The sequence below is a fragment of the Streptomyces griseorubiginosus genome (genome assembly GCF_001514195.1).
Classification (GTDB): Bacteria; Actinomycetota; Actinomycetes; order Streptomycetales; family Streptomycetaceae; genus Streptomyces; species Streptomyces griseorubiginosus.
The window spans coordinates 450,430-465,406 of the sequence record NZ_KQ948739.1; the positions used below are offsets into that span (position 1 = coordinate 450,430).

General features: G+C 71.7%; 11 protein-coding genes and 1 pseudogene. 4 read left to right on the plus strand and 8 right to left on the minus strand.

Annotated elements, in window-relative coordinates; all coding sequences use genetic code 11:
• Positions 1 to 56 precede the first annotated feature (56 nt).
• On the minus strand, positions 57 to 1,010 hold the full coding sequence (locus AQJ54_RS27795) for a slipin family protein (RefSeq protein ID WP_062241798.1): 954 nt from the start codon (positions 1,008 to 1,010) through the stop codon (positions 57 to 59).
• An 89-nt stretch (positions 1,011 to 1,099) separates the two neighbouring features.
• Here AQJ54_RS27795 and AQJ54_RS27800 point away from each other — a divergent pair, with 89 nt between their 5' ends.
• Complete coding sequence (locus tag AQJ54_RS27800; protein WP_107121145.1) at positions 1,100 to 1,972, plus strand: alpha/beta fold hydrolase; 873 nt, start codon at positions 1,100 to 1,102, stop codon at positions 1,970 to 1,972.
• A gap of 106 nt (positions 1,973 to 2,078) precedes the next feature.
• Here AQJ54_RS27800 and AQJ54_RS45155 read toward each other — a convergent pair whose 3' ends face one another.
• From AQJ54_RS45155 to AQJ54_RS27820, 5 genes and pseudogenes are all read right to left on the minus strand, one after another.
• Positions 2,079 to 2,981 (minus strand): S1 family peptidase, encoded by a 903-nt coding sequence (locus tag AQJ54_RS45155; RefSeq protein ID WP_062241800.1) that lies wholly within the window; start codon positions 2,979 to 2,981, stop codon positions 2,079 to 2,081.
• A gap of 234 nt (positions 2,982 to 3,215) precedes the next feature.
• Positions 3,216 to 3,434 (minus strand): annotated as a pseudogene (locus tag AQJ54_RS47820) (DUF1684 domain-containing protein); the annotation flags it as partial.
• A gap of 2 nt (positions 3,435 to 3,436) precedes the next feature.
• The gene (locus tag AQJ54_RS27810) at positions 3,437 to 4,717 is read right to left on the minus strand and encodes an NtaA/DmoA family FMN-dependent monooxygenase (protein ID WP_062241898.1); all 1,281 of its coding nucleotides are present in this window, start codon (positions 4,715 to 4,717) and stop codon (positions 3,437 to 3,439) included.
• A gap of 11 nt (positions 4,718 to 4,728) precedes the next feature.
• Positions 4,729 to 5,784 (minus strand): LLM class flavin-dependent oxidoreductase, encoded by a 1,056-nt coding sequence (locus tag AQJ54_RS27815; protein WP_062241802.1) that lies wholly within the window; start codon positions 5,782 to 5,784, stop codon positions 4,729 to 4,731.
• Positions 5,784 to 7,607 (minus strand): FAD/NAD(P)-binding protein, encoded by a 1,824-nt coding sequence (locus AQJ54_RS27820; RefSeq protein WP_062241804.1) that lies wholly within the window; start codon positions 7,605 to 7,607, stop codon positions 5,784 to 5,786. The genes AQJ54_RS27815 and AQJ54_RS27820 overlap by 1 nt, the downstream gene beginning before the upstream one ends.
• A 786-nt stretch (positions 7,608 to 8,393) precedes the next feature.
• Here AQJ54_RS27820 and AQJ54_RS27825 point away from each other — a divergent pair.
• Positions 8,394 to 8,834 carry a cell division protein SepF gene (locus AQJ54_RS27825; protein ID WP_020139399.1) on the plus strand — a complete coding sequence of 147 codons (441 nt, stop codon included), beginning with the start codon at positions 8,394 to 8,396 and terminating at the stop codon, positions 8,832 to 8,834.
• Between the two features lie 37 nt (positions 8,835 to 8,871).
• Here the strand turns inward: AQJ54_RS27825 and AQJ54_RS27830 are convergent, their stop codons facing one another.
• Both AQJ54_RS27830 and AQJ54_RS27835 read right to left on the minus strand, forming a co-directional pair.
• Positions 8,872 to 10,044 (minus strand): acyl-CoA dehydrogenase family protein, encoded by a 1,173-nt coding sequence (locus AQJ54_RS27830; protein WP_062241806.1) that lies wholly within the window; start codon positions 10,042 to 10,044, stop codon positions 8,872 to 8,874.
• 132 nt (positions 10,045 to 10,176) lie between these two features.
• Positions 10,177 to 11,778 (minus strand): MFS transporter, encoded by a 1,602-nt coding sequence (locus AQJ54_RS27835; protein ID WP_062241808.1) that lies wholly within the window; start codon positions 11,776 to 11,778, stop codon positions 10,177 to 10,179.
• Positions 11,779 to 12,040: 262 nt separating this feature from the next.
• Here AQJ54_RS27835 and AQJ54_RS46825 point away from each other — a divergent pair, with 262 nt between their 5' ends.
• Positions 12,041 to 13,642, plus strand: a complete 1,602-nt coding sequence (locus tag AQJ54_RS46825) for a mannosyltransferase family protein (protein ID WP_062241810.1) — start codon at positions 12,041 to 12,043, stop codon at positions 13,640 to 13,642.
• A gap of 247 nt (positions 13,643 to 13,889) precedes the next feature.
• Positions 13,890 to 14,921, plus strand: coding sequence for a phosphatase PAP2 family protein (locus tag AQJ54_RS27845; RefSeq protein WP_030322437.1), 1,032 nt, complete (start codon positions 13,890 to 13,892; stop codon positions 14,919 to 14,921).
• Positions 14,922 to 14,977: the final 56 nt, after the last annotated feature.

Consider the following 14,977-nt stretch of genomic DNA (forward strand, 5'->3'; position numbering starts at 1 on the left):
GGCGCGTTCACAGAGCAAACACAACCCCCGCGTGATTCATCACGCCCACGCGAGGTCTAGTCCTGTCCTGAATCCGCCCCTCCGGAGACGACATCCAACCGGGACGGAGGAGACAGAAGTTGCTCCTGCACCGGTTGCTGAAGCACCGGCACCACCGGTTCCTGAACCGACCGCCCCACCGGTTCGTGCACCACCGGCCCCACCGGTTCCTGCACCACCGGCGCCACCGGTTGCTGCACCACCTGCTGCCCCTGCTGCGCCCTCTCCAGGAACCGCAGCAGCTCCACCGGAAACGGCAGCACCAGCGTCGAGTTCTTCTCCGCCGCCACCGCCACCACCGTCTGCAACAGCCGGAGTTGCAGCGCGGCCGGCTGCTCGGACATCTCCTTGGCCGCCTCGGCCAGCTTCTTCGACGCCTGGAGCTCCGCGTCCGCGTTGATGACCCGGGCCCGCCGCTCCCGGTCCGCCTCGGCCTGCCGGGCCATGGACCGCTTCATCGTCTCGGGCAGGGACACGTCCTTGATCTCGACGCGGTCGATGGTCACCCCCCACTCGACCGCGGGACTGTCGATCATCAACTCCAGCCCCTGGTTGAGCTTCTCGCGGTCGGACAGCAGATCGTCCAGCTCGCTCTTGCCGATGATGGACCGCAACGACGTCTGCGCCATCTGCGAGACCGCGAACCGGTAGTCCTCCACCCGCACGACCGCCTCGGCCGGCCCGGTCACCCTGAAGTAGACGACGGCGTCCACCCGCACGGTGACGTTGTCCCGGGTGATGCCCTCCTGCGCGGGCACCGGCATGGTCACGATCTGCATGTTGACCTTCCGGAGCTTGTCGACGCCCGGAACGATCATGGTGAACCCCGGCCCCCGCACCTCCGGCCGCAACCTGCCGAGGCGGAAGACCACGCCCCGTTCGTACTGTTTGACGACCCGCGCGGCCGCCATCGTGTACACCGCTCCGGCGGACACGAGCGCGACGCCCGCCGCCACCAGCTCCTCGACCATCGCGACCCCCAGGGTCCGAACCAGGCGCTCAAGGTGTGTACTTCGACGGTAACTCCGGCATGTACACAAAGGGGAGACGGAGGACGCAGGTGACCCTCGGCACAAGGACACAGGACGGTCGCGAACTGACCGTCGAGGAGTACGGCGACCCGGACGGCACTCCGGTGATCCTGCTGCACGGCACTCCCGGCGGCCGCTTCGGGGTCGTACCCGAGGACGTGCTGACCGCGCGTCCGCGCACCCGGTTCATCTCCTACGACCGCCCCGGCTACGGCGGGTCCGACCGGCAGCCGGGCCGACGCGTGGCCGACGCCGCCCGGGACGTACGGGACGTGGCCGACGCGCTCGACCTGGGCTCCTTCTCGGTGCTCGGCCTCTTCGGCGGCGCCCCGCACGCCCTGGCCTGCGCCGCACTGCTGCCCTCCCGGGTCCGGCGGGCGGCCGCCCTGGCCTGTCCGGCGCCCCCGGACGCGCGGGACCTGAGCTGGTTCGACGGCATGGCCGACTCCGCCGTCGAGGAGTTCACCCTGGCCCTCACCGACCCGCTCGCCTACGCCGACCGGCTCGCCGCCCGCGCCGCCGACATCCGCCGGGACCCCGCCCAGCGGCTCGTGGCGCTCCGCGACGGGCTCACCGACTCCGACCGTCGGATCCTGGCCGCCCCGGCGATCGGCGAGCAGTTGCTGCGGGGCTACCGCGAGGCACTGCGCGACACGTCGTACGGCTGGCTCGACGACACCCTCGCGCTGCTCAGCAACTGGGGCTTCGACCCGGCGACCGTGACCAGGCCCGTCCTGCTCTGGCACGGAGCCGGGGACACCCTCTCCCCGGTCGGCCACTTCAAGTGGCTCGCGCACCACGTCCCGCGCGCCCGCCCCGTCCTGGATCAGGACGCCGGCCACTTCGGCGCCCTGGAGGCACTGCCCGCCGTACTGGACTGGCTCGCTCCGTCCGCCCGATGACGGGACCGGACCCGGCAGCGAGCCCCCGCACGGCGCTCGCGTGCGGGGGCTCACCGGGTGTCGGCCGTGCTCCAGGGGTGCGAAAGGCCCCCGGGGGCTCCGGAACCTAGAAGACGCTGACGCCGTAGGCGCTCAGTGCCTCGGTGACCGGCTGGAAGAAGGTCGTGCCGCCGGAGGAGCAGTTGCCGCTGCCGCCGGAGGTCAGACCGTAGGCGATACCGCTGTTCGAGTAGAGCGGGCCGCCGGAGTCGCCGGGCTCGGCGCAGACCGTGGTCTGGATCATGCCGTAGACGACATCACCGCCGCCGTAGTTGACGGTCGCGTTCAGCGCGGTGACCCGGCCGCTGTGGATGCCGGTGGTGGAACCGCGCCGGTAGACCGTCGTGCCCACGGAGGGCGTGGCGGCGCTGGTGATGTCGACGCTGCCGACGGTGCCGGAGATCGACGAGACCGGGTAGCTCGACGAGTACTTGACGATGCCGTAGTCGTTCGTCGGGAAGCTCGATCCGGCCGTCGAACCGAGGGTGCTCGTGTGGCCCGAGTTCGACCACCAGGTGCCCGCGCCGTCGGTGCAGTGACCGGCGGTCAGGAAGTAGTAGGTGCTGCCGCTGCGGACGTTGAAGCCGAGGGAGCAGCGCCAGCTACTCGCATAGATGGCGTCGCCGCCGGAGATCAGCTTGTTGAACTTGCCCGGGGTCCGCTTGATCGTGAGCGCGTCGGCGTTGCTGCCGGCCTGCTCCTTGATCTTGGCGATCTCGGCCTGCGAGACCGTGCTGTCGACGGTGACGACGACACGGTTGCCGCTGACGGCCCAGGCGGTGCCGGGGATGTCCGCCTTGAGCACCGAACTGCTGGCGCTCTTGAGTTCGGCGGTGCTGAACGGGGTCGCAGCGGTCGCGTTCGCGCTGGGGACCGCGATGGCGGCCGCGGCCACGAGGCCGGTGGTGCCGGCGATCAGCCGGGTGCGTCTCGTGATGCCGCTGCGGGGGGTGGTGCGCTTGATCCTCACGTTTCGTTCCCTCCCAGGGGAATTCGGGGGCCCGCGTGGGGTCGGGGCCCGTGAGGCGCAGTCGGAGGCACGTCCCGTCCGGGTTGCGAACACGTCGTGCCCCTGACAAGCGCTGAGGGGGAGTATTCGGCCGAACGACCGGTCGCCGCAAGGGCGCGTTTCGGCCGCGACTTTGACACACCTTTGCGATCCGAAGGGAACCCGGAGCGCTCGGATCACGTCCCGCTCCCCCGCCGCGACGGCGACGCCCGGAGTGCTCCCCGGCGGCGGGAAAGGGCAGATGAAGTGGTCGGAGAAGGCGTACGGCGGCAGCAGCGCCCGGTGGGAGTCGATCGTCGTGCGGCCCCCGGCGTCCGTTGCGGCCGGGCGCAGGAAGCGGAATCGGCGACTTCTGCCCCCGCTCGTCGCATCGCCGAAAACCGCCCACGGCGAACCGTCGCCCTGGACGGCCACCCTCAGCGCCGGTTCCCGGGTTCGGGGAGCCCCAGGTGCGAGCGCAGGGTGGTGCCGCGGTACTCGGTGCGGAACGCGCCGCGCTCCTGGAGCAGCGGGACCACCCGGTCCACGAACTCGTCGAGTCCGCCCGGGATCAGATGGGGCACGAGGACGAAGCCGTCGGCGGCCTCGCGCCGCACGTGCTCGTCGAGTTCGCGGGCGACGGCTTCCGGGGTGCCGGTGAAGAAGTGCCGGCCGCCCGCCTCGATCACGGTCTCCCTGATCGACAGCCCCTTCTCCTTGGACAGGGCCCGCCACTTCTCCGCGATCGCGACCGTGTCGCCGCGCCGGGTCCGCCCGTGGGCGAGCGCCGGGTCGACGACCGGGTCGATGTCGGGGAGGGGGCCGTCGGGGTCGTAGGAGGACAGGTCGACGCCCCAGATCTGCTCCAGGGTGAGGAGCGCGGTCTGCGGCGAGGTCTGCTGCCTGCGGATCTCGGCGGCACGTTCCTGGGCCTCGGCCGCGGTGTCGCCGAGGACGACACCGACCCCGGGCATGATCTTCAGGTCCCCCGGCGCCCGACCGTACTTGGCCAGGCGTCGCTTCACGTCGGCGTAGAAGACGCGGCCGTCCTCCAGCGAGCGCTGCCGGGCGAGGACCACGTCGGCGGCGGAGGCGGCGAACTCCCGTCCCTCCTCGGAGTCCCCGGCCTGGATGACGACCGGGTGCCCCTGCGGCGAGCGCGGCAGGGTGAACTCGCCCGCGATGTCGAAGTGCCGACCGCGGTGCGCGAACGGCCTCGGTATCCCGTCCGGAGTCCAGGAGTCCCACAACTCCCGTGCGGTGTCGAGGAATTCGGCGGCCCGCGGGTAGCGCTCCGCCCGGTCCAGGTAACCGCCGCGCCGGAAGTTCTCTCCGGTGAAGGCGTCGGAGGAGGTGACCACGTTCCAGGCGGCCCGGCCGCCGCTGAGGTGGTCCAGGGTGGCGAACCTGCGGGCGAGTTCGTAGGGCTCGTTGAAGCCGGCGTCGACGGTGGCGGCGAGTCCGAGCCGTTCGGTGACGGCGGCCAGGGCGTTCAGGACGGTGATCGACTCGGGACGCCCGACCACGTCCAAGTCATGGATACGGCCCTTGTGTTCGCGCAGCCGCAGCCCCTCGGCGAGGAAGAGGAAGTCGAACAGTCCGCGCTCGGCGGTACGGGCAAGGTGCTCGAAGGAGGCGAACTCGATCTGGGACCCGGAGTCCGGATCGGCCCACACGGTGGTGTTGTCGACACCCGGGAAGTGGGCCGCCAGGTGCATCTGCCTGCGGCTCACGACGCTCCCCCGGTCACGGCCCACTGGTTGGCGGGCCGGGCGAGGCCGAGGTGCTCCCTGAGCGTGCTGCCCGGGTAGAAGGTGCGGAACAGCCCGCGGTGCTGGAGCAGCGCCACCGTGCCGTTGACCAGCCGCTCCAGGTCGCGGAGCGGTTCGGCGGGGACGAGGTGGAAGCCGTCGACGACGCCCTCGCCGTGCCAGCCCGCGATCAGTTCCGCGAGGTCGACCGGGCCGCCCCGGTACAGGGGCCCCTGTGCGCTCTGCCGGGGGCCGCCCCCGCCGTGCCCCGGCTCCGCCGCGTGCTCACCGGCTCCGAGATCGACGAGCAGGCTCGCGAGGACCTTCGGCTGACCGGGCTCACGGCCGTACTCGGCCGCCCGGGAGCGCAGTTGTGCGCGTACGTCGGCCGCCTGCCCGGCACCGGCGGCCCGCACCAGGGCCACGTCGGCGTACCGCGCGGCCGTCCGCCGGGCCTGGCCGTCGGTGGCGTCGACCACGCGGACCGGGTGGCCCTGCGGTGGCCGGGGCACGATCGAGGGGCCCTTGACCGAGAAGGACGTGCCCCGGAAGTCGACGTGGTGGAGCTTGTCCCGGTCGATGAAGCGGCCGGTCGGCACGTCCCGTATCTCGGCGTCGTCCTCCCAGCTGTCCCACAGCTTCGCGGCCACGTCGGCGACCTCACCGGCCTCCTGCCACAGCGCGTCGGCGGCGGCCGCTTGCCGGCTGCCGAAGAGGCGGGCCTCGCCCTCGGTGGTCGACACGTCGAGCCGCCAGCCGGCCCGGCCACGGCTGACCCAGTCGAGGGTGGCGACGGCGGCCTGGACGTGGAAGGGCTCGGTGTGGGTGGTGGTGACGGTGGGCACCAGGCCGATCCGGCTGGTGGCGGGCGCGACCCGGGACAGCACGGCGAGCGCGTCGGGGCCGGGCCGGGCGAAGGTGTCGTCCAGCGTCACGAAGTCGAACCCGCCGCGCTCGGCGAGCCGGGCAAGGGCGACGTAGGAGTCGGCGTCGTGGGCGGACTGCTGATCCACGGCGACGGAGAGATGCAGCATCACAGCACCGCTTTCTTCTCACGGCCGGCGACCTCGGCGACCTCGGCGGCTTCGGCGGCTTCGGCGGCTTCGGCGAGGAACAGCAGCACCGCCCGGGCCGTCGCGTCGTTCTGCCGGAAGGCGGGCCCACCGGTGCGGGGCCGGGTGAAGGCGCCGGGGGTACGGCCGTCGGTGTGCGGTCCGAGGGCGAAGCGCCGTGGGTGCGGCCGGCCGGACCGGTCCAGGAGCCGCCCGTCGGTCCGGTCCACCCGCAGCAGCCCGTCCGGGCTCTCGGCGACCCCCTCGGCGTGCAGCTCGCGCAGCAGCGGATCGAGGGCCCGCCCGACGGTGGGTTCGGGCAGTCTCGCCTCGACCAGTGCCCGGGCCTCGACCGAAGCTCCCGGCACGGACGGGCTCGACGCGCGGAACACCCCGTCCTCGGCGCGCACTTCCATGTCCGCGCCGACGAACCTGACCACCCCGGCCCGGGACAGCGCGAGCAAGTGGCGCAGCCGGGGTCCGGGCGGGCCGGACGCGAGATAGCTGAAGAAGCCGTGCCACCAGCCGCCGATGTCCCCGAGCTTCACCAACTGCCCGTAGACGGAGAGGAGTCCGAGGAAGACGGCCAGGTCCGGGCTGTGCGAGGGGTCGTGCCTGCGGCGGAGATCCGCCTCGACGTACTCCCGCAGCCCCTCCTGGAGTTCCTCGTGCGACCCGAACCGCACGCCCTCCAGCGGGCGGTCGAGGCGGGCGAGGTCGAGCCGGTCGCCGGGGTCCGGCACCGCGGCGGCGACCAGCGCCCCGCGCTCGGCTGGATCCGCCACGGCGTATTTCTCCTCGAAGTCGGCCCAGGACATCGCGGTCCGCTCCGGGTGCACGGTGAACAGCCGGTGGTAGTGGGCGAACCCGAGCTCCTTCTCCACCAGCGGCCACACGTCCTCCCGACTGAGTCCGACAGCGGCTTCGCCGCGGGCGAACCCCTCGGGCCGGGCGAGCAGTCCGTCGATCTGGGCCGGCCCCAGGAAGCGGGGCAGCGGCGGCCGGTCGCCGGTCCAGTCGTAGCCGATCTTCGAGTGGTACGGCACTCCGCGCCGCGATCCGACGTGGAGCACCGGCTCCCGGCCGGAGGGGACGTAGGTGTCCCCGTCGTACCGCCCGCCCCGGCCCTCGGTGAGCAGCACCATCAGGTCGACGAAGGCGAGCCCGAAGCCGCGGACCAGGACGGGTTCGCCGGGCGCGAGGGCGGACAGGTCGCTGTCGGCGGTGAAGTCGGGCGGCAGGTGGACCAGGCCGTGGGTGCGGGCGTACTCGGCCAGGTCGTGCTGTTCCGCGTCGAGTTCGGCGTCGAGGTGGCCGAGGGCCAGGACGACCAGGTCGGCGAGGAGCGGGTGCGGCCGGCCCTCCAGCCAGACCTGCTGCCGGCCCTCGCGGGGTCCGCTCACCCGCAGGGCGCGCAGCGGGTGGTGGTGCACGGTGACGCCGTCCGGAAGCGCGGCCACCGCCTGTTCGTGGACCCAGCGCAGATAGGCGCCCTGGAGCTGCCGGTCGGCGAAGGTGCGGCCGTCGATGCCGGCCCACTCGTGCAGGGTGGGGCCGGGGTTCACGGGTCCTGCCATGTCCACGGTCTCGTCGGTGAACATGGTGACGTCCTCGGCGTGCGAGTTCATCCACAGCAGCGGGGACTGGGCCGCGCGCCAGATGCGTCCGGCGCCGGGCGGATGCGGGTCCACGAGGTGGACGTCCAGGCCGTGGCCGTCGTACAGCTCGGGGGCGTTGGCGGCGATCCGCTCGATCAGACCGGTCCCCCGCGGACCGGCGCCGACGATCACCAGTGAGCGTCTCATCGGGTGCGCTCCGGCATTCCGGGCGCGGCGGGGGCTTTGGCGAGGGTGCACGTGGGCATGCGAGGGCTCCGTGGCAGCGAGTCGAATGAACTCGGGCGGTTGCCTTCACACGGTTGCGGCCGAGCCCCTCAGCAGGGCCGCCCTTCGAGACTACGGGGGCGTTTCCCCTTGTTGTCAAGGTCGTCCAGACTGTGAGCCGTACGTCTCAAGTCGGTTGACGCCAAACCGCATGCCTGTTCCACTTACCCCATGCATCCACAGCAGTGGCTGGTCAAGCGCTCCCACATCGACCTCGGTCGCGTGTGGTCCTCCTCCTGTTGAGCTGACCCACTGCGCGCCCCGGTTCCGCTGGGCGCCTTTCGCGTTCTCCCCGCTTTTCCACGTTCTGCGCCTTCACACGAGCACCCCTCCCCTCACCCAGCGCGCTTTCTCCTCTCCCGGGAGGTCTGACCGTGCGCACACCGTCGGCATGTCCGGCCGGTCGCGGGGCACCTGGATCCAAGATCTTCCCGCCCCCGCACGAGAACTGACGATGCTTCAGACGACTCTCCGCCTCACCCGTTTGCCCCACTCATCACCCATACGCCCCGAAGAATCATATTTCACTCACAGTCAGCAGCCGTATGGGAAACGACCCTTGGGGCACCCGGCCTCTCGACGTATTCCCTGTGCACCAGTACCGTCACAAACCCCCCGCGCGGCGGCTATCCACTTGGCGCGCGATCCGCATCATGGATGACCATAGGGATACATAAGCAAGAGAGACCGCTGTGAGAGGAGGCGTCCATGGGATCGGTGCGCAAGGCGAGTGCCTGGCTGGGCCTCGTTGACGACAACGATGACGAGCGTTACTACGACGACGACGGCTACTCCGAAGGGACCGAGCCCGGGGATGCCTGGGTCACCGACCCACGGGTCAAGGTGGCCTCGGACGTCGCCGAGGAGAAGGGCCGCCGGATCGGCACGGTGACCCCCGACAGCTTCAGAGACGCCCGGGCCATCGGCGAGATGTTCCGCGACGGCGTCCCCGTCATCATGAACCTCACCGCGATGGAGGCCGGTGACGCCAAGCGCGTCGTCGACTTCGCGGCCGGGCTGATCTTCGGACTGCGCGGCTCCATCGAGCGGGTGTCCACCCGGGTGTTCCTGCTGACCCCCGCCAACACGGAGATCGTGAACGGCGACCCGGCACAGCACCGCACGGACGGCTTCTTCAACCAGAGCTGAGGCAGGGCCGTTTCCCGGCCCTGCCTCCGCGCAGGCTCTACCGGAACGCGTCCAGTCCGGTGAGCGCCTTGCCCAGCACCAGCTGGTGCATCTCGACGGTGCCCTCGTACGTCAGCACCGACTCGAGGTTCGTCGCGTGCCGCATCACGGGGTATTCGAGGGAGATCCCGTTGGCACCGAGGATCGTCCGTGCCGTACGGCAGATCTCGATGGCCTCGCGGACGTTGTTGAGCTTGCCGAAGCTGACCTGCTCGGGACGCAGGCGGCCGGCGTCCATGCGGCGTCCCAGGTGGTGGGCGAGCAGGATCCCCTTGTGCAGTTCGACCGCCATGTCCGCGAGTTTGGCCTGGGTGAGCTGGAAACCACCGATCGGCCGCCCGAACTGCTCGCGCGTCTTCGCGTAGTCGACGGCGGCCTCGAAACACGACCGCGCCGCGCCCATCGACCCCCACACGATCCCGTACCGGGCGTGCGAGAGACAGCTCAGCGGCCCCTTGAGCCCGGCGACCTCCGGCAGCACCGCGTCGGCGGGCAGCCGTACGTCGTCCAGGACCAGCTCGCTGGTGACACTGGCCCGCAGCGACCACTTGTGCTTGATCTCGGGCGCCGAGAAACCCAGCACGTCGGTCGGCACCACGAACCCGCGGATTCCGTCGTCGGTCTGCGCCCACACCACCGCGACCCCCGCGACCGAGCCGTTGGTGATCCACATCTTGCGGCCGCCCAGGACCCAGTCCGTGCCGTCCCTCTTGGCGTACGTCCGCATGGAGGCGGGGTCGGAACCGTGGTCCGGCTCGGTCAGCCCGAAGCAGCCGATGACCTCGCCGGCGGCCATGCGGGGCAGCCAGGTCTGCTTCTGCTCCTCGCTGCCGAAGCGGTGGATCGCGTACATGGCGAGGGAACCCTGCACCGAGACGAGGGAGCGGATCCCGGAGTCGGCCGCCTCCAGTTCCAGACAGGCGAGTCCGTACTGCACGGCGGAGGCGCCGGCGCAGCCGTACCCACTGAGCGACATCCCGAGCGCGCCGATCTCCCCGAGCTCACGGGCCAGTTCCCTGATCTCCGGCAGTTCGCCCTTCTCGTACCAGTCGGCGACCCGCGGCAGGACGCGGTCGGCGGCCCAGGTCCGCACGGTCGCGCGGATCGCCAGGTCCTCCGGCTCCAGCAGGTCGTCGATGCCGAGGGGGTCGGCGGGGTCGAACGGGGGCATGGCGCATCCTCCGGCGGGCGAGCGGGCAAGCGTGCGGGCGGCTCGAAACTAGCAGCGCTAATTAAATTGTCCTGGGCCGACGTTACAACGCGGGTCCCCCGAGAGCCAGACGCCCGCCCGGCAGGACGCGCCTCAGGCAGAGACGCGGGACTCCGCCACCTCACGGGGCGAGGGCAGCTCCACGGCCGTCGGCGTCTCACCGCACTGCATGGTGCGCGGCAGCCGCAGCGCCATCACCGCACCCAGCACCAGCAACCCCGCACTCACCAGCAAGGTCACGTGCAGACCGTGCACGAAGGCGTCCCGGGCGGCGCGGCGCAGGGCGACCCCGGCGGATCCACCGAGGCTGCCGGCGACGTCGTAGGCCTCGCCGAGGGAGTGCCCGGCCGACCGGGACGCCGACTCGGGGACCCCGGGCACGCCCGACAGACCGGGGGCGTAGGCCGCGTTCATCACACTGCCGAGCAGGGCGATCCCGATGCCGGCGCCCAGTTGGTAGGAGGTCTCGCCGATCGCGGCGGCCCCGCCGGCCTGCTCCGGGGGTGCCTCGCTGAGCATCGACTCGTACGCCCCGAACAGCGTGGTCTCCAGGCCGAAGCCGAGCAGGACGAACCCGAACAGCAGCAGGCCGGTGTTGTCGCTGTCGCCCATCGCGGTGAGCAGCAGGACGGCCACGGCGGTGAGACAGAACCCGGCGCTGACCATCCGGCGCGGGCCGAACCGCCGCAGCAGACGCGCCCCGGCGAGCCCGGCCGCCATCGCGGCGACGGTGAGCGGCAGCAGACGCAGACCGGTCTCCAGCGGGGAGAGGTCCAGGACCAGCTGGAGATACTGCGCCGCGATCAGTTCGAGGCCCACGAGGGCGAGCATGGCGAGGACGATGCAGCCGACGGAGGTGCTGAACGCGGGGCGCGCGAACATCCGCAGGTCCACCAGGGGGTGGGTGCGTCGCCGCTGCCGTCGTACGAACAGGACCATCAGCAGCGCGCCCACGATCAGCGGGACCGCGGTGAAGGCGTCGAGTTCGCCGCCGCCGAGCCGCTTCACGCCGAGCACCAGGGCGAACAGACCGGCGGCCGCCATCAGGGCGCCGACCACGTCCCAGGGGCCGTCCGCGCCGCCCTTCGACTCGGGCAGCAGCAGTCGGCCGACCGGCAGACTGACCAGCATCAGCGGGATGTTGACGAGGAAGACCGAGCCCCACCAGAAGTGCTCCAGCAGGAAGCCGCCGAGCAGCGGGCCGACCGCCGCGCCGACCGCGGCGACCGCGCTCCAGATGCCGATCGCGAGCGCCCGCTCACGCCGGTCGGGGAAGACCTGGCGCAGGATCGAGAGGGTCGCGGGCATGATCATCGCGCCGCCGACGCCGAGCAGGGCCCGCGCCAGGATCAGCACCTCGGCGCTGTCCGCGAGGGCGGCGACCGCGGAGGCGACACCGAAGAGGCCGTAGCCGAGCAGGAGGACGCGTCTGCGGCCCACGCGGTCGCCGAGCGTGCCGAAGAGGATCAGCAGCGAGGCGCAGACGAGCGGATAGACGTCGACGATCCAGAGCAGTTCTATCGCGCCGGGCTTGAGGTCCTCGGTGACGGCGGGCACCGCCACGTGCAGCACCGTCGCGTCGAGGGCGACCAGGAGCAGGCTGACGCAGAGGACGACCAGGACGACCCAGCGGTTTGCACCGGCCCCGGCCGCCCGACGGCGCAGCGCTGCGGCGGCCGTGGTCGTCCCGGACATGTACGTACCTCCCAGAAGTTCCCTCGCGTTCGGCGGGCACACGGGGCGGGGACTCCCCATGATCTCGGCCGGAGAGGAGCGGCTGTCTCCGGCCCGCGCAGCGAACGGCGGGTGACACGTCAGCGTACGCGAGTTCGCGCGTTCGCCCAGTGGTGGACCTCTCAGACATGGGACAGAACTCGTGTGGCGTACACCACTCCGGTGGTCCGCCCGCGCGCCCCTGGGGACCTGGCGGTTCGGCGCGCGGTCGATAATCGGACCCGTGACCGATCTTGGAACGCGCCCCGGACGGGCCCTGCGCCGAGCCACCCCGGCACTGCTCGGCTACGCGGCCGTCCGCGCCCTGGGCCTTCTCACGCTGGCCCTGTGGAGCGCGGCGCGCGACAAGAGCGCGTACACCTTGTTGACGGCCCGCTGGGACGCGCTCTGGTACACCCGGGTCGCGGAACTGGGCTACGGCTACGAGGTGCGCCTCCCGAACGGCGACGTGCACTCCAACCTGGCCTTCTTCCCCCTTCTGCCCTGGCTGGAGCGACTGCTGTCCGCGCTGACCCCTCTGTCGTACGCCGACGCGGGCTTCGTGGTCTCCCTGCTCGCCTCGCTCGCCGCGGCCTGGGGTGTCTTCGCGGTGACGGACCACGTGTACGGCGGCCGGGCCGGCGTCTGCGCGGTCCTGCTGTGGGCCGTCCTGCCCGTCGGGATCGTCCAGTCGATGGCGTACAGCGAGTCGCTGTTCACGGCACTCGCGGCGTGGTCGCTGTACGCGGTCCTGACGGGGCGGTGGGTGACGGCGGGCCTCCTGGCCTCCCTGGCAGGCCTGACCCGCCCGGTCGGACTGGCGGTGGTGGCGGCGGTGTGGGCGACGGGCGCCGCGGCCTTCCTGCGGGAGCGACGGGACCGCCACGAGACCACGACAACCGCCGGCGACCAGGCCGGCCGCGAGACCACCACGGTCGTCGGCGCACGGGAGCAGAGCGAGGCGGCGACGGCCGCCTGCGAACAGGAGCCGGGCGAGATCGCGACGGTCGCCCGCGAACAGGGCTTGGGTGAGGCCGCAACGGTCGCCTGCGAACGGGACCGGAGCGAGGCCGCCACGGCCGACTGCGAACAGGAGCCGGGCCAGGCCGCCACGGCCGCCTACCAACGGGGCCAAGGCGAGGCCGCATCGGTCGCCTGTGAACGTGATCGGAGCCGCCCCGAGGGTCCCTCCTCGGGGCGAAACCGAAGCGCGGCGCATGCGGGCGGCGCCCGTGCCGTCGGACACGCCCCCGAGACCGGGACGGCGTCCCTGAGCGGGCGCGCCCCGGACGCGGAAGGCGCACGCACCCCGTCGCACTCCCCCGGCGTCGGCAAGAGCGGCGGCACGCGCGTGCGCAGGGCCCTCGGCATGGCGCTGGCCCCCCTCGGCACCGCCGCCTACGTCCTGTGGGTCGGTCACCGCACCGGCAAGGGCCCCCTCGGCTACCTCGACGTCCAGGCCGGCTGGCGGAACGGGTTCGACGGCGGGTACGCGTTCGCCCGATTCGTCGGCGACAAGTTCACGTCGTTCCCGTCCGCCCTCGCCGGAGCCGGACTGATCGTCGGGGTCGCGCTGATCATCTGGCTGTACGTGATCTGCGTGCGCCAGGGCCAGCCGCTGCCCCTGTTGGTGTACGCGGGGGTCGTCACGGCACTCGCCTTGTGCGCGTCGAGCTACTTCGGCTCGAAACCGCGCCTGCTGATGCCCGCCTTCCCCCTGCTGCTCCCCCTCGCCCTGGCTCTCGCCCGCGCGAGAACCCGCAGGTCAGCCGCGGTCGTGGCCGCCGTCGCCGTCGCGTCCGCCCTGTACGGCGCGTTCTGGCTGAACGGCTCAGGTCCGCCATGATCGACGGGCCGGCCCCCCGGGCGTCCATGAGCGGCCGGACAATTCCGCCCCATGATTCGGTGAACGAATTCATAAGGGCCATAAAACCGGAACCCAGAATGATCAAAGGAATTGAAGGGCGGAGCCGCCCCCCTTTGCGGAATCGCTGGAAATAAACCCCCGCCTGAGAGGAATCCCACATCACATCGTCATCACAAAGCCGCTGATTCGACAGGGAACAGAGCTCACTCGCTGTAACGTCGATTGGGTGCGTACCGAACGAAACCCCACCCGTCTGGACCGGGTGTTCGCCAGACTGGACCGTGAGCCGGAACGGCCGGCCCACCTCAGCGTGCCGAGAGCGAGCCGTCACCGGACCGTCCTCGTGGTCGCGGCCCTGGCGTTCTACCTGGCGATCGTGTGGCTGGTGGTGACCACCTCGTGGCTGGTCCGCCTCGACTGGCAGGTCATGTTCTTCCGGCCGTACCAGCAGTGGGCGTCCATCCACTGGTTCGTCGACTACTACGTGGTGCTGGGCCAGCGCGGCCCGACCGCGGTGATGGTCGCGGCCTGGCTGGGCTGGCGTTCCTGGCGGCAGCACACCCTGCGCCCGCTGCTGACCCTCGGCACCTCGCTGCTGCTGCTGAACATCACGGTCGGCGCCGCCAAGTACGGCATGGGACGGCTCGGACCGCACTACGCCACCGTCATCGGCTCGAACGAGATGGGCATGGGCGGCGATATATTTCCCAGCGGCCACACCGCGAACGCCGTGGTGACCTGGGGAATCCTGGCCTATCTGGCCTCCACCCCGAGAGCCCGCCGCTGGCTGTCCGCGATCTCCGCGGTGACCTCGCTGGGCGTCGGCATGGCCACCGTCTACCTCGGTACGCACTGGCTGAGCGACGTCCTGCTGGGCTGGGTCGCGGGGCTGCTGATCCTGCTGGCGCTCCCCTGGTTCGAGCCGCTGATCGCCCGCACCGAGGTCTACGCCTTCGACCTGCGCGACCGCTGGCGGGCCCGCGGCGGCGTCAGGGCCCCGGCCCCCGTCACCCCGGTCACGGCCCCCGCGCCGGCCCGGCTCAAGCCGCTCACCGCCCCGCAGAACGAGACCGCGGCCCGCGAGGCCGTCGCTCCGCCGCGCGGACCCAGGACACCGATCCACCTGTCCCCCGGCCCGCACACCAGCCGCTCGGAGCGCACCCCGGTCACCCCGGTCGGCAGCCGCCGTCCGCCGCACTCCGACCGCCTCGTCCGCGGCACCCCGTCCTCGGCCACCCGCCCGCTGACCGGCGGCTGACCGGCTCCGTCGCAGGTACGCACACCACCTCGCAGCGGTACGACGACGAAGGCCCC